This is a genomic window from Lactobacillus sp. M0396, from assembly GCF_016101625.1.
GTDB lineage: Bacteria > Bacillota > Bacilli > Lactobacillales > Lactobacillaceae > Lactobacillus > Lactobacillus huangpiensis.
The window spans coordinates 184,879-204,369 of record NZ_JACFQE010000001.1 but is presented as its reverse complement, the minus strand read 5'-3'; the positions used below and the strand labels follow the sequence as shown (position 1 = coordinate 204,369).

Here is a 19,491-nt window from a genome sequence, read left to right as displayed (position 1 = left end):
TTTAAGGAGAAAAATTTTTAGTAAATGAGACGAAATCTAAATTCGACTTTTTTATTCAAGTAAATCACAAAACTTTGCATGTGTAATTTTTTGCAAATCTTGAGGTTTTAGAAATACACTACGTCCTATTTTGCCACTTGAAACAGCAACATTTTCTTCACTAACCATACTATTGTCAAGAAAAATGGGAAAGTGATGTTTAAAATAAATCCCAATAGGAGTATTGGCACCATGTACATAACCGGTAGTCTTTTCTAAATCTTTCAGAGGCAACAATTCACATTTTTTATTACCTGAATTTTTCGCTAGTTTTTTCATACTTAAATGTTCTGTTACTGGAATCACTGCTACTAAAGCAGGTGTCTTATTTCCAAAACACACGAGAGTTTTATAGACCAAGTGTTCTTTCTCGTTTAAAATAGATGTATCCATTTTTGCCACACCACCTGAGTCTTCATGTGTAGCAAATTCTGCTTGGCGATAAGAGATTTTATTTCTATCTAATATTTTTTCAACAAGTGTTTTTTCAATCTTATTTTTCTTTTTTGACATTATGATCACCTTTTTAATGATAGCATTGATAATAGGGAAAATAAAAAGGGAGTTAAAAAAATAATGAAATTATTAATTATTAAAATAGAAACTAGTCATGAAGTTGAAGATGCACTAAATATATATAGTCATGATGTACTGCACTGTTTGGGCACTGAAACACGAAGGCGCTCGGACTTTGAACAAGCAGGTTGGGAATCTGATTCAACTATTGTTAAATTAGACGAAATAAAAGATTTACCTGAGGATATGCAATTCTTAGCGTATTTTGACACAGAACAAGATAAGGCTGATTTAGTTAAAAAGTACCAAAAAAAGTTGTCTGAATTAAAAAGCTATGGTTTGAAAATAGGCCAGGCTAAAGTGAGTGCTTCTTACATTAAAGATGAAGACTGGAATACAGTATGGCAAAAATTTTATCATCCAATTGACTTTTCTAGACACCTTGCAATAGTACCTGAATGGGAAGAATATGAGCCTGCATTTAAAGACCAGAAAGTAGTTAAGCTTGATCCAGGCCTAGCATTTGGAACAGGATCACACAAGACCACTCAACTAGCATTGTTAGGACTGGAACAAACTTTAATCAAGTCAGAGACTGTTTGTGATGTTGGCACCGGCTCTGGAATTTTAGCAATTGCTTCATCTGTTTTAGGAGCGAGATCGGTTTTAGCAACGGATATATCTGACGAGGCAATAACTGCTGCTAATGAGAATATATCTTTAAACAATTTAAATAATATAAAACTACAGAAGACGAATTTATTAAATAAAGTTAAGGGTAAATATGATATTATTGTAGCAAATATTTTAGCTGAAATTTTACTTGATTTAATTCCAGAATTGAATGAACATTTAAATTTAAACGGAAAAGTGATTTTTTCTGGGATAGATTGTGACCAGATTGAAAAAATCAAGAAGGCTTTGACTGTAAATGGGTTCCATATTATATTGTCAATGCAGCAGGGACGTTGGATTGGGCTAATTATTGAAAGAAAAGATAACTAAAAAGAGTTATAATAGATAATTAAATTAGTAAGGAACTGACAAGTTGATTGATAAACTAAAAAATATTCCTTTTTTTAAAAAGTTAAATAGCTATAAGATAACACCAGTAATTTGCTGGAGTATATTAGTCATGATTTTGCCACTTTTATTTAGCCTGTTTTCAATAGGGACTATTTATCGTGTGGGTCTCTTATTTATAGTACTCAACAGCATAATCAGCTATCACATTGGCAAATTGATTAAAGCACTTAGTTTAAGGCACTATTGGCTATTGTTTATGCCGGGCTGTTTTTGCTTAATTGTTTTATTGAAATATGCCAATTACAATTTTTTATTTGGGTTAATTTACCTGATTTTGGAAATATTTGGTTTAATGGATAATCAAATCTATGGTTAGTGCTAGAAGGGGCGATATTCTATGTCAAAGTACATTGAAATGACACATGAGCAGGTGATAGATACCTGTAAAAAATATATGAATGATGATCAAATTGCATTTGTTGAAAAAGCATATAAATTTGCTGAAAATGCTCATAAAGATCAAAAAAGAGCTTCTGGACAACCATACATCGTTCATCCTACCCAAGTTGCTGGCACTCTTGCTCAATTAAGTCTTGACCCTGATACAGTAGCTGCGGGATTCTTACATGATACTGTAGAAGATACCCCAGTGACCAATGACGATATTAAAGAAAACTTCGGTAAAGATGTAGCTTTTATAGTAGATGGCGTCACTAAGTTAAATAAATACCAATACAAATCACACCAAGAATTTTTAGCTGAAAATCACAGAAAAATGTTGATTGCAATGGCAAAAGATATTCGTGTGATTATGGTCAAGCTGGCAGACAGACTGCATAATATGCATACACTTGAGCATTTACGCCCTGATAAGCAACGCAGAATTGCATCGGAGACAATGGATATATATGCACCTTTAGCCGATCGTTTGGGTATTGGAACAGTTAAATGGGAACTCGAAGATATGAGTTTTCATTATTTAAATCCCAAAGCATATTACCGCATTGTTAATTTAATGAGTCTTAAACGTAGTCAAAGAGAAAAATATATTCAAGATGCGATCAAGACACTTAAAGAGAGCTTGGATAGTCTGGGAATCAAGTATGAAATATATGGTCGTCCAAAGCACATCTATTCTATTTATAAGAAAATGGTCAACAAGCATAAAGATTTTAATGAAATTTATGACTTGTTAGCAGTACGTGTGATTGTTAAAACAGTTAAAGACTGTTATGCGGTTTTGGGTGCTGTTCATACTAAATGGAAACCAATGCCAGGTCGCTTTAAAGATTATATTGCTGTGCCTAAAGTTAACGGTTATCAATCACTTCATACTACGATTATTGGCCCTGGTGGCAGACCTCTTGAGATACAAATCAGAACCGAACAAATGCATGAAGTTGCTGAATACGGTGTGGCTGCTCACTGGGCATATAAGAGGGGGAATTTTAAAGGCGTAGAACAAACCAGTTCAAATGAAAAATTGGACATGGTCCGTGAAATTTTAGAATTAAAAGATGAAACTTCAGACGCTGATGAATTCATGAAAAGCGTTAAAAGCGAGATCTTCTCTGATCGCGTTTATGTTTTTACTCCTAAAGGTGAAGTTTATGAACTGCCAAAAGGTTCAGTTACCTTAGATTTTGCTTATGAAATCCATACTCAAGTGGGTAGCCATGCAGTTGGAGCTAAAGTCAATGGCAAATTAGTACCATTAGATTATAAGTTAAAAAATGGTGATGTCATTGAAATCATGACTCAATCTAATGCCACCCCATCACGAGACTGGGTGGATCTTGTTAAGACCTCACGTGCACGCAATAAAATTCGCCGGTACTTTAGAAATCTTGATCGTGACCACAGTATTGAACAGGGCGAGCAAATGGTTGCAGACAAATTGCGTGAGCAAGGACTTTCACCCAAAGTATTTATGTCTAAAGAACATATCGAGCCTCTTTTAGAGCAAATAAATTACCACACTGCTGATGAAATGTATGCTTCAATCGGTTTTGGTGATCTCTCAGCAATTGGTGTGGTCAACAGGTTAACTGCGGATATACGGCACGAAAATGAAAAGAAAAAGCAACAGCAACTTGAAGAAGAAATTCTGAATTCAGGGCAAAAATCTGTTTCTGAAAATCCACCAAGTAAAAAAGATTCTAAGGCAATGAAGATCAAGCACAAAAATGGTGTCATGATACAAGGCATAAGTGACCTGATGCTTCATTTGGCCAAGTGCTGCAACCCAGTACCAGGAGACGACATTGTCGGCTATGTTACTAAAGGTCGGGGCGTGACAATTCATAGAACAGATTGTCGCAACATTGTAAATAATGACGAAAGCAAGGGCAGACTGATCGAAGTTCAGTGGGAAAATGTTGAAGAGAACAGTGCTCAGGCATTTAATGCCAATATTGAAGTTTTTGGTTACAACCGAGGAAAGCTGCTTACTGATGTTATTACAAAGTTAAATACGTTAACACCGAATATTAATAATATTTCTGGTAAGGTTAACGAGGATAATATTGCCCATATATATGCTACAGTGGCAGTCAACAATTCAGCTCAATTGGATGGAATTTTGACTAAGTTAAGGGATATACCAGACGTATACCAGACAAGGAGGGCTGATAATTAATGCGGATTGTGATTCAAAGAGTTAACAGGGCTAGTGTAAAAATAGCTGAAAATACAGTAGGACAAATTTCCAAGGGTTTATTACTGCTAGTTGGTTTAAAAGAAGGCGATGGAGCTGACGTTGTTAAAAAAGCTGCAGTTAAAATTGCTAAAATGCGTATTTTTGAAGATGAAAATGGTAAAACTAATTTAGCAATTAAAGACGTAGACGGACAGATTTTAAGTGTCAGTCAGTTTACATTGTTAGCAGATACCAAAAAAGGCAATCGACCAAGTTTTATCAATGCAATGAGACCACCAAAATCAAAAGAGTTATGGGAACAGTTTAATGAAGAATTGGAGAAACTGGGTTTAACTGTAGAAACAGGTGAATTTGGTGCTGACATGCAGGTTGATTTACAAAATGATGGTCCTTTCACAATCGTATTGGATTTGTAAATATCATGCATAGTAGTACTACAGGTTGACTTTTTGCTAGGAAAACTATATTCTAAAAAAGAATTATCAATGACAAAGACTGAAGTTTAGTATTTTTATTCAGAGACCACCTGTTTTTAGTGGAAGGGTGGTAAAAAACTAACTGTGACCCCTTTACCAGATAATGATCGCATCGCGAGCGTTATTCGCAGCAGGTAAAAGGTGGTACCGTGCTAAATCAGAGCGCCCTTGATTTGTTCAAGGACGTTTTTTTATTAAAAGGATGATTAAATGAGAGTTCAAAGACCTAAAGGAACAGTTGACATTTTGCCAGATGAATCTGGTTCATGGGAAAAGGTGGAACAAATTTTACGTGACTTTTTTAAACGAGCAAATTATCGCGAAATTCGCACACCCAGCTTTGAAAATTACAATGTTTTTTCACGTTCAAGTGGTGAAACTTCTGATGTAGTTGAAAAAGAAATGTATGATTTTAATGATAAAGGTGGCAGACACATTGCCTTAAGACCTGAAGGGACAGCTGGAGTTGTGCGTGCTTACGTTGAAAATAAGCTTTATGCACCAGAAGTAGTGAAGCCTTTAAATGTTTATTATATTGAATCAACTTTTCGTTATGAAAGACCTCAAGCAGGTCGTCAACGTGAATTTCACCAAATAGGAATTGAAAGCTTTGGTTCTTCTAATCCACTAGCTGACGTAGAAACAATTGTCCTAGCTCATGATTTATTAGCCAAACTCGGTGTAAAAAATTATGAGTTACATATTAATACGCTGGGTAATGCACAAGTTCGTCAAGATTATCATGATGCACTGGTCAATTATTTTAAGCCTGTCAGAGAAAAGCTTTCAGAAGACTCAAAGAGAAGGTTAGAAAAGAACCCTTTGCGTATTTTAGATTCCAAAGATGAACAGGATAAGCAATTTTTGCCTAAAGCACCTAAAATAGTTGATTATTTGGATCAAAAATCAAAAGAAAATTTTGACCAAATTCTAAAGATACTGGACCAATTAAAAATTAATTATGTGATTGATAATGATTTAGTTCGCGGACTTGATTATTATACTGGTGTAATCTTTGAATTTATGGTAGAAGATAAAAGTATTTGGGAATCTGCATCTGCAATTGTAGGTGGTGGCCGCTATGATAATTTAGTAGAGGAATTTGACGGACCAAGAACACCCGCAGTCGGTTTTGGTATAGGCGAAGAACGCTTGATGCTGGTTTTACAAAAACAAAATCCCGAACTTTTTAAAGATCAGGGTATTGATTTCTTTATTGCCAATATTGGTCAAGGAACCGAAGTAAAAACTGTCGAAATTGCTCGTTTGTTGCGTAAGCAAGGTTTAAAAGTTCAATATGATGTTGATCAAAAGAAGTTAAAAGCCCAATTTAAAAAAGCGGATAGAGCTAAAGCTAAATACGTCATTACACTTGGCGACAAAGAGTTAGCTGCCGAAGTTTTAAATGTTAAAAGACTTGCTGATGCTAAAACATTTAAGTTTAATTTCAACGATCTCGAAGATATGAATGCGGTAATGAAACAATTAAAGGAATAAAAAATGGAAAAAAGAACTGACTATTGTGGTAATATCACATCAAAATTTATTAATCAGAGTGTAAATTTGTACGGCTGGGTACAACGTGTGCGAAATCTAGGTAATCTGGTGTTTATTGATTTACGCGATCGAGAAGGTCTTGTCCAAGTTGTAGTTAATCATGATTCAGGCCAAGAGTTAATGGCTATTGCAGATTCACTAGGAAATGAATATGTAATTCAGGTTAAAGGTAAAGTAGTTAAGCGTTCAAGTATTAATCCTGACATGAAAACGGGAGAAGTCGAAGTCGAGGCTAAAGAAATCAATGTGCTGAACAAAGCCAAGAATCCGCCGTTTGAAGTTAAAGATAATGTTGAAGTTGCAGAACAGACTCGGCTAAAGTATCGCTATTTGGATTTGCGTAGACCCAACTTGCAAAATGCTATCATTTTACGGTCAAAAATTTTACGAGCAACACATGAATTTTTTGATCAAAATGGTTTCATTGATATTGAAACACCAATTTTAGGAAAATCTTCACCCGAAGGTGCTCGTGATTATTTGGTACCATCTAGAATTTATCCTGGCAGTTTTTACGCTCTGCCACAATCTCCCCAGCTTTTCAAGCAGCTATTGATGGGAGCGGGATTTGACAAATATTATCAGTTAGCTAGATGCTTTAGAGACGAAGATTTGCGGGGTGACAGGCAACCTGAATTCACTCAGATTGATATGGAAACTTCTTTTACCGATGAACAGCAGGTACAAGACTACACTGAAGGCTTGCTCAAGAAAATCATGAAAGACGTAATGGGAATTGATCTGAAAACTCCAATTGACCGCATTTCTTGGACAGATTCAATGAATAATTACGGAACAGATAAACCAGACACTCGTTTTGGCATGTTGATTCACGACTTAAGTCCAATCTTTAAGGATAGTGCTTTTAAAGTCTTCTCTGGTGCTATTGCCAATGGTGGCTTTGTTAAAGGGATTGCAGTTAAAGATGGTGCTCAAAAATACTCTCGCAAACAAATTGAGAAAAAGCAGGACTATATTAAGCGCTACCATGCAAAAGGTTTGGCTTGGGTCAAATTTGAAGATGGTGAGTTCTCTGGTCCAATTTCTCGATTCTTAACTGATAAAAATAAAGCTTCTTTAATCAATGAATTTAACTTGCAAGGCGGCGAATTAGTCGTATTTATTGCTGACAAATGGAAAGTTTGCTGCGACTCGCTTGACCATTTGCGTCGTGAATTTGCTAAAGAAACAAATATTATTCCAAAACATGTATTTAACTTTGTGTGGGTGGTTGATTGGCCATTATTTGAATATGATGAAGGATTCGGTAGATGGATTGCAGCGCACCATCCATTTACCATGCCCGATGATGAAGGTATTAAATTATTGGATACTGAACCGCACAAGGCTCACGCTCGCAGCTATGATATAGTTATGAACGGTGATGAATTGGGTGGAGGTTCAATACGTATTCACAAGCGTTCAATTCAGGAAAAAATGTTTAAGGCACTCGGCTTTACCAAAAAACGTGCCTATGAACAATTTGGCTACCTTCTTGAAGCTTTGGATATGGGCTTTCCACCACATGCTGGACTTGCCATCGGGCTTGACCGTTTTGCAATGCTGCTTGCTGAAAAAGATAATATCCGTGATGTATTGGCATTCCCGAAAAATGCCAATGCTTCAGAACCAATGATGCATGCACCTGCTCCTGTATCTGAACAACAATTAACTGATTTGGGTATTGAGGTCGAAGATAAGTATCAAGACGATGTAGCTAAAATTGAAGCAAACTTGAAAGTACAAGCCGAAAAAGATGCTGCACAAAATACCAGTTGGGATTAAAGAGAAGACAAAAATAAAAATAGCATGAAGAATTATGCTCTTCATGCTATTTTGTTCACTTATTGTTAAAAAATGATTTGAATTAGGAGGAATTCATATGACTGACAAGTTTCATCGAGCTTTTGGTTGTTATGGTATTATTGGCGATTCAAAAATGTTGGTAGTGATTAAAAAACATGGTGGTCCTTATATTAATCGCTACGACTTACCAGGAGGTAGTTTAGAAGACGGGGAATCATTAAACCATACAGTTAAGCGTGAAGTAAATGAAGAAACAGGCTTAATAGTTCAAGATTACAGACAAATTGGTGTTACTTCGTTTAAATACCCTTGGGATTATGAACAATGGCATTTTAATCAACATATTTGCGTTTTTTATGAAATAAAGAAAACTATTGGTAAAGTTCAAGGAGAAGTTAAACAATTCGCCGGTCAAGACTCTTTAGGAGCAATCAGCATACCATTAGCAAAGATAAGTATTGCAAATTCTTCGCCTTTAGTAGTTAAAGCCAAGCAATTTTTATTAAACCCAGACAATTTTGATTTAGCAGATCAAACTTTTGATAAGTGGATTGTACTTGATAAACCTGTTTTTTAAAGTAAAAAAAAGCGGTTAAGGAAATCATTTCCTTAACCGCTTTTAACTAGATTATTTTAAACTTTGTAAAAAATCTAAAGCCTTATCGTAATTGGGCTCGTTAGTTAATTCCTGAATAAGTTCTTGGTACAAAACTTTTTTATTTGCATCAACGATCCAAACGCTTCTGGAATCTAAGTTATTAGCTTCAATAAATAAGCCCATGTTTTTACCAAAATCAAAAGAATCATCAGACAAGAGTTTCATCTTTGAAACACCTTCAGCTGCACACCAGTTTTTCTGCTCTTCTGGAGTATTGGTAGAAATAGTATAAAAATTGATACCGTTAAACTTATCAACTTCACCGTTAAAACGTTTAGTAGAAATACTGCAGACGCTGGTATTAATATTAGGTACTACACTGATTAAAGTAGGCTTGTCAACTAATTCTTCCATTGAAACAATAGAACCGTCTGCCTGCTTTACCTTGAAACTTGGTAATTCTTCTCTCACTTTTGGTGGTTCGCCATTTGTTGACAGAGGTTGACTTTTCATTGTTACTTGCATAATCTTAACCCTTTCTCTTGTTAAAAATATAAACGACTACACTATAAATTTTAAACTACTAGAGTTGAATATCCCAAGAAATTAGCTTTTTTAGTTATTATTTGTGTAATCAGTAATGCGCTTAATAGCCTCTTTGAGCTTTTCTTCAGATGATGCATATGAAAAGCGAACGTATCCATGACCTCCAGCACCAAAATAACTTCCAGGTGTTACCCCAACTTTTGCTTTTTCAGCCAAATCTTTAGCAAATGCGACATCATCGCAGCCGAATTTGCTTGGTATTTTAGCAAAAATATAAAAAGCTCCTTCTGGTGTAGCCATGGTATAGCCATTCTTCTTTAGACCATCCTGAAGAAGATACAAACGCTTTTGGTATTTTTCCCTGGCTTCAATATAGTCTTGATCACCATGTTCTAATGCCTCTGAAGCTGCAATTTGAACATTATCAGTTACAGAAGAAATCATGAATGAATGTATTTTGATCATTGACTTCATTAACTCAGCAGGGCCAGCGATATAACCAATTCTCCAACCAGTCATTGCAACGCTTTTTGACAGCCCCGATAACAAAACAGTTCTTTCAGGAATAATCTGTGTAAGAGAGTAATGCTTTTTTTTACCATAAATTAATTCCGCATAAATTTCATCACTTACTGCAAATATATCGTATTTAGTGATAACGTCTGCTAACTCTTTTAAGTTTTGCTCTGAGTATACTCGACCTGTTGGGTTAGAGGGGTCAGTTATTACAACGGCTTTTGCTCCTTTGCCTTCATTTTCAAGCGTTTCAGTCAGCTTTTTGGCTGTTAAAAGAAAATTATCAGCAGAAGTATCAACTTGAATAGGTATTCCACCGGCCATTTTTATAATACCAAAATAAACTTCCCAAACAGGAGTAGGAACAATGATTTTCTCTCCCGGATTTAGCAAAGCCATGGCGGCAATATTCAGTCCTTCTGAGACACCTACAATAGCACAAATTTCACTTTTAGGATCATAGCTTACACCCAAACTCTTTTTTAAATATTTGCTGACGGAACTTAAGTATTTTTCCTTTCCAGCTTCTGGAGCATAATGAGAGTCATTGCTATTAATATCATTAATTGCCGCTCGTTTTATATGTTCGGGAGTATTTAAATCGGGCTCACCAATAGTTAATTTTATTATTCCAGGAATTTGAGAAATTTTTTGACTAAAAGATCTGATTTCAGAATTAGGCAAGTTTCTAATTCTAGAATTTATTTTTGCAGATAAGTTTTTTGCTAAATGTGGCATAACATAATAAGATCCTTCCTATTTTTCTTGAAACCATATTATAACCCAGCCTGAACGTAAATAAAATTAAGAAAAAGTATTATTTTACTGAGTTTAAAATTAGTACATGCTTGTTTATTTTTGTTATATTGAATATATCAAAGTAAGGAGTGTGTGATATATGGATCAAAATGAGAAAGATAAGAGACTAAAGCAGTTAACTCCAGATCAGTACCAAGTGACTCAGCAAGCTGCAACTGATTATCCATTCAAAGGAAAATACGATGATTTTTATCAAAAAGGAATTTATATTGATATTGTATCAGGTGAACCACTCTTTTCAAGTGAAGACAAATATGATGCAGGGTGTGGCTGGCCTAGTTTTACACGACCTATAAAAAAGTTAGTTTATCACCGTGATCAATCTCATAACATGGAACGAACAGAGGTCAAGAGTCCTGAAGGTGACTCTCATTTAGGACACGTTTTTGATGATGGTCCAACTGATAAAGGAGGACTTAGATACTGCATTAATTCGTCAGCTTTAGATTTTATACCTTATGATCAGTTAGAGCAAAAAGGGTATGGAGAATATAAAAAGCTCTTTAAATAATAAAAATTATGTAAAAAAGAACATGCTAAACCTAGTCATGTCCTTTTTTTAATATCTATTAAACTATTTCTTGTTCCTTAAAACTGCCATAAACACGTTCTACTTCTGTTACACTCATAAACGCATAAGGGTCACTTTTTTTCACGATGTGTAAGACATCGTACATATCATAGCGATCAATCACAGTTATCAAAACCTTTTTTTCATTATGACTATAAGCTCCTTCAACATCATGAAAAATAGTGATGCCACGGTGCATTTTTTCCTGAATGCCATCAATAATAGCGTGAGGCTGCTCTGTAACGATGGTTACCTGCAGCTTTTGGTGTTGAGTATAAACGGCATCAATTACTCGTCCGTTGATAAAAATCGTCAGGGCAGAATATAATGCCCGCGTCCAACCGAAAGCAAACCCAGCAGCAGCTATAATTATTAAATTAATTAAGATACTGATTTTACCGTAACTGGTTCCTGTTTTTCTCTGAATGACTATGCCTATAATGTCAAGCCCACCTGTAGATATACCGTTCTTAAGTGCAAAGCCTGTTCCCAAACCATTGATCATACCACCAAAAATTGCACAGACAAGTGGATCAATGTGCATGTTAATTGGTTGCACTACTCGCATCATAATTGATCCGAGTATGACTGTAATGACTGTAAAAAACGTAAATTTATGTCCAATTTTTATCCAGGCAAGCAAAAGTAAAGGTAAGTTCAATACAAAATATAAAGCCGAAGTTGATAAAGTAACAGGTAAATAACGTTCGCTCATAGTATTGATTAATTGGGCAAAACCAGTTATTCCAGAAGAATACATGTGTCCTGGCGTCCAAAAGAAATTTAAAGCCACAGCTACGGCTAAAGAATAGAAAAAAGAGGCAGAAATTTTAGAGAGTAGATTATACCGCCGATTAAATGCGTCAAGCTGGTCCATTATTCAATTATTCCTTTTTGAAAAAATGCTAATTAAAAATAATAAATACTAGTTTTTATATAAAAACTAGTATTTTTCTTAAGTATACTAACACATTTACGTGAAATTTAAAGAGGTTTTTAATTTATCTTTGATTAATTTTGCCAATGTTTCTTGATGAAATCTTCTCTGCCACCAGATTCTTCTATACTATAACGTAGGGGATTTTTTTTGTAAAAATCTTGATGATAATCTTCAGCAGGATAAAATGGTTTCGCAGGTTCAATTTTAGTAACTATTGGCTCATCAAATCTGCCACTATTTTGCAAATCTGCTCTGGACTTTTCTGCTGCTTCTTTTTGCGCATCTGAATTATAAAAAATTACGGGGCGATAATTATCGCCACGATCTTGAAATTGTCCTGATGCATCAGTGGGATCAGTTACTTGCCAATAATATTCTATTAATTTTTCATAAGGCATAATTTTTGGATCATACGTGATTTCAACAGCTTCAGTGTGTCCCGTTTCACCCGTGCATACTTGTTCATAGGTTGGGTTTGGCACATGTCCACCGGTATAACCTGAAATTACTTTTTTAATTCCCGGTAAAGAGTCAAACGGTTTAACCATGCACCAAAAGCAACCACCGGCGAAAATAGCTGTATCTAATTTTTCTTTATTTTCATGCATAAATTCTCCACGCTTTCTATTGCTAGATCAGATTACTATTTTTCTCCATTTTATTTTGCCCGGTAGTTTACTGCAATTGATGAGCTTAAAATTATTAAACTTAGTAAATAATTAACTTAAATCTGTTTATGTATCATAAAGCATACTGATCAAGTTCTATTACTTTATCATATTTTTTAGCAAATGCAGGCTGAACATTGTGTTCAATATCAATCACTGTGCCAGGAAAATGGAGAATCAAGTCAAAAACTTGGCTGTAGCTTTCTTTATCTAAACCTGATAATGCTTCATCAACCAGTAATAACTTTTTATTGCGCAGTAGCAGCCTGGCCAATTCTAACTTTCTCTTTTCTCCGCCAGATAAGGCGTTGGCACCTTCACCAAGCCTCATATTCAGTGCATTCTCACTAGCAAATTTGGTTAATCCGACTTCATTTAAAACTTGTAAAATTGAAGCAGTCGGATAATTTTGACCAAGACACAAGTTAAAAAGCAGGGTACCGGTAAAAATGGTGGTCTCTTGGGCTAAGACACCGATATTCTGATAAATTGGTTTAGCATATAGCTCATTGCTGTATTTAATTGTTCCACCCAGTAATTTGAGCTCATTCAACATTGTTTTTACAATTGTTGTTTTACCGATGCCGGATCTACCAGAAATTAAAATTTTTTGACCATTACTAGCACTATAAGAAAAATTATGAATAATAGCTTTATCATAACCAAATGAACCATCATCAATTTTAAGTACCGTGTCATCTGTAAATTTTTGGGGCTCGATATTGTTAATTGGTTTTTCTTTGGTAGAAATAATATTTTTGCATGAAGCAATTAATGGTCGACTTGAAAGTAACTGGTTAGTGAATTGAATAGAACTAATTATGGGACTTGTAACCCTGTCAGCTGCTAAATATAAAGACATTAAGGCACCAGCGGTCAATTGACCAATGCTGACAAAGTAAACGCCCAAACCCAAAGAAAGAATGGTAGATAATGAATAGAGCAAGTTAGAAACAAAACGTGAATGTTCCTTGTCCGCATCCATTTGATAATATTTATTTTCCGCATCATTTAAGAGATTGTTCAGCTTATCCTTAAAGATTAACAAGCTTTCAAATCTTTTGATGGTATAAAAGCCGTTAAAGTATTCAGTGGCGTGCAGTGAGTAGCTCTGGTATGACTTGTTCCACCGGTCAGTTGATTTGCTCAGCCATTTTTTAAAAACAAAGGGAACTACTGCTGGTATAAATCCTAATATTAAATAGGTCAGACCTAATATAGGATTAATCTTAATTACAAAGAACAAAGTGATTACTGCTTGCTCGATGCAGTAGATCAACATTATTACTGAATCAATGATCTGGTTCTCAAATTGTTTGATCGTGACATTGATAAAATTTAAAATTTTACTTGACTGTAGTTGCGGATGGTTATTGTAGCTGGCTACTGCCTGACTGCGCAACCATTTGTTAATAATTTTCCTGATATTCAGGCTCAATAAGCGCCAAATCCAAAAGGAAGCGTTAACTAAAACAAAACACAGTAAAAATACTACTAATAGGATGAACGAAGTAGAAAATTCTTTTTTACTGATATTATCCATTAATTTACCAATTAGAATTGGGCTAATGATGCCATCTAATGCTGTGATTCCGCCAAAAATAGCGATTAAGATCAGTCTTAGAACAACCACTTTTCTGATTGATTTTTTAGCTTGTTTGTTTTTCATTATTTTGCCTCAATTGGCTTCAATAGTTTAATTTTTTAACATTAAATTAATTATATGGAAGTTAAATAATGAAAACAATGCAAACAAAGAAAAAATTAGTTTTGAACTCCTAAGTGGTTCATGATAATTGCTGCAGTCTCTTCGATCGAACGGTGAGCAACATTTATTACAAAGCAACCAAGCTGATCATAAAGCTTTTGTGCTGAATCCAATTCTTTTTTTATGGCATCGATATTAGAATAGGAGGTATCGGGATTTAAACCATAGGAAATCATTCTTTCACGTCTGATTTCATTTAACACAGAAAGGTCATTTGTCAAACCAATAATTTTTTTAGGATCAATTTGATATATTTCTTTCGGGATATGGGTATCTGGAACTAATGGCAGATTTGCGACTTTGAGATTTTTATTAGCTAAAAACAATGATAAGGGAGTTTTCGACGTACGCGATACTCCCAAAAGTACGACATCAGCTTCTAAAAAACCCTTAGGGTCTTTGCCATCATCATACATAACTGCAAACTCCATAGCTGAAATGCGATCAAAGTATTTTTGATTCATTTTATGCTGAGCACCTATTTTCTGTTGCGGTTTCAAACCAGTTAATTTTTGAATCGATTCGATCGCAGGAGATAAAATATCAACACTTTGAATATGATGTTCTCTGACAAACCGAATAACTGGTATTTGCATTTCATCCTTTACCAGACTGTAAATAAGCAATAAATTTGGATATTGAACTATTTCTTCGAAGGTCTCTTCTAATTTTTCCTTATTAATTATAAACGGATATCTTCTATAATTAATTTGCGCATCAGGAAACTGGGCAGCTGCGGCAACAGCATTATTAAAAGCAGTATCCCCAGCAGAATCTGAAATTATTATTATGTTGACTTCTTTTTTTGTTGTTTCTTCAGCCATTATTTACTCCTTTTTTCTTCAATTATACAATTTAACAAAAATCATTAACAGGTTAAGTTTTTTCTATGAAAAATTTTAAAAAATATTGTACGTTTGTATTGACCCACCGGTGATGTTTGATATAATTTAGTTAAATGTATGACGGTAACGTCAAGAAATGGAAGGAGGGATCACATATGGCAAAGACAGTCGTTCACGAAAACGAGTCTATTGATGATGCTCTTCGTCGTTTTAAACGTTCCGTTTCTAGAAGCGGTACACTACAAGAATACCGCAAGCGCGAGTTTTATGAAAAACCTAGCGTTCGTAGGAAGCTTAAATCTGAAGCTGCTCGGAAGCGCAGACATTATTAATTTATAAACGACTTTTATCAAGCAGGTAGAAGTCGTTTTTTTGTTAACAATAATTAAAGTTTAATGCTTTATTTAATTTAAACTAGGGTGTAAATTTGTTATAATTTACCTAGATTTTGTAAAGAAAGAGGGAATTCATTTGAGTTTATCTGAGCAAATAATGTCAGACATGAAAGAAGCGATGAAAGCTCGCGACAAGGTTAGATTGAACACTGTTCGTATGATCAAGTCTGCTTTAATGAATGAAAAAATTAAAGCAGGTCATGATTTGACCGCTGAAGAAGAATTGACGGTCCTTAGCCGAGAAAAAAAGCAGCGTGAAGAATCAATTGATGAATTTACCAAGGCTAATCGTAAAGACTTGGCTGATGAAACCAAACAGGAATTGGCAATTGTTGAAAGCTATCTGCCTAAACAAATGACTGAAGAAGAGCTCGATCAAGCCGTTTCATCGGCAATTGCAGAAGTTAATGCTCAAGGTAAATCGGATTTTGGTAAAGTAATGAAAGTTTTAATGCCTAAAATCAAAGGTAAAGCTGATGGTAAAGCAGCTTCTAATGCGGTGCGCAAGCAGCTGAAATAAGCACAAGAAAAGGAGCAGAGTTATTTGGCCCAAACCAATTTTATTCCTAAAAATCCTGAGAACATCCAAAAATTAGTTGGTATTAATGATAATAATTTAGGTCTATTATCAACTGGATATAATGCCAGTGTAGTTGATACTGGCAACAGTATAGCTATTCAAGGTGATGATAATGACATCAAAAAAGTTTTAGCTGTTCTGAAAGCTTTAGATAACGTTGTTAGTGCTAATATTAATATTGGTCCTGCTGATGTTGTCAGCGCAATGAAAATGGCTGATAAGGGAACAACTGAATATTTTCCTGACCTATATAAAAAGATTCTAATTCGAGATGCTAAAGGCAAGCCGATTAGAGTCAAAAACATGGGACAGAAAAAATATGTCGAAGCCATAGAAAAAAATGATGTAGTATTTGGAATCGGGCCAGCTGGTACCGGTAAGACGTTTATCGCCGTGGTTTGTGCTGTTGCAGCTTTTAAAAAGGGTGAAGTTTCAAGGATTATTTTGACCAGACCTGCAGTTGAAGCTGGAGAGTCACTGGGATTTTTACCTGGTGATCTTAAAGAAAAAGTTGATCCATACCTGAGGCCCATTTATGATTCGCTTTATGCTATTTTAGGGACAAATACTACTGATCATTTAATGGAACGAGGAGTTATTGAAGTGGCTCCATTAGCATATATGCGTGGACGTACGTTAGATGATGCATTTGTTATTCTTGATGAAGCTCAAAATACTACTGATGCGCAGATGAAAATGTTTTTAACCAGGTTAGGCTTTAATTCGAAAATGATCGTTAATGGTGATATGACGCAGGTTGATCTTCCCGGTAAACAACACAGTGGTTTAATAGATGCTGAACGGATTTTGAAGAAAATTGAACAAATTAAATTTATCTGGTTTTCAGCTAATGATGTTGTTCGTCATCCAGTTGTTGCTAAAATTATTAATGCCTACGAAAAGGAAGAAAAATAGATTTAATGGATTCAATAGATATTACTTTTAATGATGAAGTTGGTTTTCTTGACAATGAAAAACGTGATTGGCAAAAGTGGATTACCAATCTCCTTTTGCTTGCTAAAAAGGAAATAAATAAAAAAAACAACTTAGAAATGAGTATTAATTTCATTGATGAAAAACGCAGTAACGAAATTAATAAAAAATATCGTGGTAAAGACAGACCAACTGATGTGATCTCTTTTGCTATTGAAGATGGGGCAGATCAAATTGACTTTAGTGTGTTTGATGATCCTGAATTCATTGAAGATATTGGTGATTTATTTATGTGTCCTAGCGTTATTATGCGACACAGTAAGGAATATGGTACAGGTTGGGATCGTGAATTAGGTTATACTTTAGTTCACGGCTTTTTGCATCTTAGCGGATATGATCATATTGAACCAAACGAGGCAAAAACCATGTTTAAAATACAAGGAAAAGTGTTGGAAGATTATGGTTTGCCATTGTATCCAGATCAGTTGGATGAAGGCAGAGGTAAATAATGGTTGAAAACAAGAAAATAAAATCTGGATTTGTTGCTTTGTTAGGAAGACCTAACGTTGGTAAATCTACTTTAATGAATTATCTAGTAGGGCAAAAAGTAGCAATTACTTCCAGTAAGCCACAAACTACGCGTAATAAAATTTCTGGAATTTATACAACTGATGAAATGCAGGCAATTTTTATTGATACACCTGGGATATTTAAGCCACACCTTGATTTAGATAATTACATGGATAAAGCCAGCTTATCTAGCTTGAACGATGTTGACCTCATTTTATTTATGGTAGAACCGGAAAAAATGGGCAAAGGTGATGCTTATATTGCGGAAATATTGCAAAAGTCAAAAGTTCCCATTGTGCTCCTTATTAATAAAGTAGATCAAGTTAATCCAAATGAACTTTTACCAATAATTGATCAATATCGTAAGCTAAATATTTTTAAGGAGTTTTTGCCTGTATCTGCAACTCAGGGAGTTGGAATTAGTGATCTAATTCAGGTTTTATATCAATATTTACCTGAAGGACCTAAGTATTATGGCACAGATCAAATAACAGATCGTCCTGAATATTTTATGGTTGCAGAACTGATTCGTGAACAAATTTTAAAGTTTACAGCTGAAGAAGTTCCTCATGCTGCTGCAGTTTGGGTGGAACAAATGAACAAGCATGAGAACAATAAGCTACAAATAGAGGCCACTATTTATGTAGAAAAAAGTGGCCAAAAAGGAATAATCATTGGTAAGGGCGGCAAGATGCTTAAGCAAATTGGTATCAATTCCAGACGACAAATTGAAGATTTATTAGGTGAAAAAGTTAACTTGCATCTTTGGGTAAAAGTCCAGCATAATTGGCGTTCTGATCCTCAATTTTTAAGGCAAATTGGTTATAACCTTAAGGATCTTGCCTGAGATGGCTCGTCAATTAAGAGAAGTGCAAGGGATAATTTTTAAAAGACAAAAGTATCATGAAGCTGATTTATTGGCTAAGATAATGACCGAAAAAAATGGCATAATTACACTTCTTGCCCGCGGTGCTCTAAAATCAAAATCTAAATTAGGTGCTTCATTACTGAATTTTTCGTATGGAACCTATGTCATTTATTCATCTGGACACGGTTTAAGTACTTTAAGGACTTACAAGAATGTAAAACAATTTGATGGATTATATGATGATTTAATAAAAAATGCGTATGCTTCTTTTATTCTTGACTTAATCGATCACGCATTTATTGAATATCAGGATTTAGGCAGGTATTACGATCTTGCAAAATTTGCTTTGCAAAAAATTAATTTTGGAACCGATCCCGAAATGATAACTCAAATAGTACAAATGCAATTACTAGCGGCTTATGGTGTTGAACCAGAGCTGAGAAGCTGTGTGATCTGTGGTGAAAAGCAGGGAGAGTTTGACTACTCAATCAAAAATGGCGGCATCCTGTGCAGTAAGCATTTTTATGCTGATCCAGGTCGTCTACATTTAAAACCGAAAGAAACAGCTGTTTTGAGAACTATCTTTTTACTTCCATTTAACAAGTTAGGTGATATTAAAATTAAATCTCCTACTAAAAAAGCTACACGCAGAGCAATTGACCGTATTTATCAGGAAACAATTGATCTCAACCTCAAAACTAAAAAGTTTTTGGACGAATTGAAATTAACTGACTAGCCCTTCAGATCACATGCATTTTATGATAAAATAATAATATGTTTTGGCTATAATGAGGA

General features: G+C 34.8%; 20 protein-coding genes. 13 read left to right on the top strand and 7 right to left on the bottom strand.

Going from position 1 to position 19,491, the window contains the following annotated elements:
- Nucleotides 1-51: 51 nt before the first annotated feature.
- The gene (ybaK, locus tag H3T43_RS00960) at nt 52-552 is read right to left on the bottom strand and encodes a Cys-tRNA(Pro) deacylase (protein WP_198211894.1); all 501 of its coding nucleotides are present in this window, start codon (nt 550-552) and stop codon (nt 52-54) included.
- A 63-nt stretch (nt 553-615) separates the two neighbouring features.
- On the opposite strand from ybaK, the gene prmA reads away from it, so the two are divergent.
- From prmA to H3T43_RS00930, 6 genes are all read left to right on the top strand, one after another.
- Nucleotides 616-1,560: a 50S ribosomal protein L11 methyltransferase gene (prmA, locus tag H3T43_RS00955; RefSeq protein WP_198211892.1), complete on the top strand. Its 945-nt coding sequence runs from the start codon at nt 616-618 to the stop codon at nt 1,558-1,560.
- A 418-nt stretch (nt 1,561-1,978) separates the two neighbouring features.
- A complete protein-coding gene (locus H3T43_RS00950) occupies nt 1,979-4,219 on the top strand; it encodes a bifunctional (p)ppGpp synthetase/guanosine-3',5'-bis(diphosphate) 3'-pyrophosphohydrolase (RefSeq protein ID WP_198211890.1) in 2,241 nt (746 codons plus the stop codon).
- On the top strand, nt 4,219-4,656 hold the full coding sequence (gene dtd, locus H3T43_RS00945) for a D-aminoacyl-tRNA deacylase (protein WP_198211888.1): 438 nt from the start codon (nt 4,219-4,221) through the stop codon (nt 4,654-4,656). The genes H3T43_RS00950 and dtd overlap by 1 nt, the downstream gene beginning before the upstream one ends.
- Before the next feature lie 270 nt (nt 4,657-4,926).
- Complete coding sequence (gene hisS, locus H3T43_RS00940; RefSeq protein ID WP_198211886.1) at nt 4,927-6,213, top strand: histidine--tRNA ligase; 1,287 nt, start codon at nt 4,927-4,929, stop codon at nt 6,211-6,213.
- A gap of 3 nt (nt 6,214-6,216) precedes the next feature.
- Nucleotides 6,217-8,058 (top strand): aspartate--tRNA ligase, encoded by a 1,842-nt coding sequence (aspS, locus tag H3T43_RS00935; RefSeq protein ID WP_198211885.1) that lies wholly within the window; start codon nt 6,217-6,219, stop codon nt 8,056-8,058.
- Nucleotides 8,059-8,155: 97 nt separating this feature from the next.
- Entirely contained in the window at nt 8,156-8,656 is a 501-nt protein-coding gene (locus H3T43_RS00930; protein WP_198211884.1) for an NUDIX hydrolase, read from the top strand.
- A gap of 51 nt (nt 8,657-8,707) precedes the next feature.
- Here H3T43_RS00930 and tpx read toward each other — a convergent pair whose 3' ends face one another.
- Nucleotides 8,708-9,202, bottom strand: a complete 495-nt coding sequence (tpx, locus tag H3T43_RS00925) for a thiol peroxidase (protein ID WP_198211883.1) — start codon at nt 9,200-9,202, stop codon at nt 8,708-8,710.
- 90 nt (nt 9,203-9,292) lie between these two features.
- Nucleotides 9,293-10,477 carry a pyridoxal phosphate-dependent aminotransferase gene (locus H3T43_RS00920; RefSeq protein WP_198211882.1) on the bottom strand — a complete coding sequence of 395 codons (1,185 nt, stop codon included), beginning with the start codon at nt 10,475-10,477 and terminating at the stop codon, nt 9,293-9,295.
- 160 nt (nt 10,478-10,637) lie between these two features.
- Between H3T43_RS00920 and msrB the strand changes: the two genes are divergently transcribed.
- Nucleotides 10,638-11,069 carry a peptide-methionine (R)-S-oxide reductase MsrB gene (gene msrB, locus H3T43_RS00915; RefSeq protein WP_034979756.1) on the top strand — a complete coding sequence of 144 codons (432 nt, stop codon included), beginning with the start codon at nt 10,638-10,640 and terminating at the stop codon, nt 11,067-11,069.
- A gap of 58 nt (nt 11,070-11,127) precedes the next feature.
- Here msrB and H3T43_RS00910 read toward each other — a convergent pair whose 3' ends face one another.
- The 4 genes from H3T43_RS00910 to H3T43_RS00895 form a co-directional block, all read right to left on the bottom strand.
- A complete protein-coding gene (locus H3T43_RS00910; RefSeq protein WP_187160172.1) occupies nt 11,128-12,006 on the bottom strand; it encodes a YitT family protein in 879 nt (292 codons plus the stop codon).
- 134 nt (nt 12,007-12,140) lie between these two features.
- On the bottom strand, nt 12,141-12,677 hold the full coding sequence (gene msrA / locus H3T43_RS00905; RefSeq protein WP_198211881.1) for a peptide-methionine (S)-S-oxide reductase MsrA: 537 nt from the start codon (nt 12,675-12,677) through the stop codon (nt 12,141-12,143).
- Nucleotides 12,678-12,810: 133 nt separating this feature from the next.
- Nucleotides 12,811-14,406, bottom strand: coding sequence for an ABC transporter ATP-binding protein (locus H3T43_RS00900; RefSeq protein ID WP_198211880.1), 1,596 nt, complete (start codon nt 14,404-14,406; stop codon nt 12,811-12,813).
- Between the two features lie 95 nt (nt 14,407-14,501).
- Complete coding sequence (locus tag H3T43_RS00895) at nt 14,502-15,329, bottom strand: pyruvate, water dikinase regulatory protein (protein WP_034979765.1); 828 nt, start codon at nt 15,327-15,329, stop codon at nt 14,502-14,504.
- A 176-nt stretch (nt 15,330-15,505) separates the two neighbouring features.
- Here H3T43_RS00895 and rpsU point away from each other — a divergent pair, with 176 nt between their 5' ends.
- The 6 genes from rpsU (at nt 15,506) to recO (ending at nt 19,432) form a co-directional block, all read left to right on the top strand.
- Nucleotides 15,506-15,682 (top strand): 30S ribosomal protein S21, encoded by a 177-nt coding sequence (gene rpsU, locus H3T43_RS00890; RefSeq protein ID WP_009560161.1) that lies wholly within the window; start codon nt 15,506-15,508, stop codon nt 15,680-15,682.
- A 139-nt stretch (nt 15,683-15,821) separates the two neighbouring features.
- A complete protein-coding gene (locus H3T43_RS00885; protein ID WP_198211878.1) occupies nt 15,822-16,265 on the top strand; it encodes a GatB/YqeY domain-containing protein in 444 nt (147 codons plus the stop codon).
- 24 nt (nt 16,266-16,289) lie between these two features.
- Entirely contained in the window at nt 16,290-17,240 is a 951-nt protein-coding gene (locus H3T43_RS00880) for a PhoH family protein (RefSeq protein WP_198211876.1), read from the top strand.
- Nucleotides 17,241-17,245: 5 nt separating this feature from the next.
- Nucleotides 17,246-17,767, top strand: a complete 522-nt coding sequence (gene ybeY, locus H3T43_RS00875; protein ID WP_198211874.1) for an rRNA maturation RNase YbeY — start codon at nt 17,246-17,248, stop codon at nt 17,765-17,767.
- Nucleotides 17,767-18,675 carry a GTPase Era gene (gene era / locus H3T43_RS00870; RefSeq protein WP_198211872.1) on the top strand — a complete coding sequence of 303 codons (909 nt, stop codon included), beginning with the start codon at nt 17,767-17,769 and terminating at the stop codon, nt 18,673-18,675. Before ybeY ends, era begins: the two co-directional genes overlap by 1 nt.
- Nucleotide 18,676: 1 nt before the next feature.
- Nucleotides 18,677-19,432, top strand: coding sequence for a DNA repair protein RecO (recO, locus tag H3T43_RS00865; protein ID WP_198211870.1), 756 nt, complete (start codon nt 18,677-18,679; stop codon nt 19,430-19,432).
- Nucleotides 19,433-19,491 lie beyond the last annotated feature (59 nt).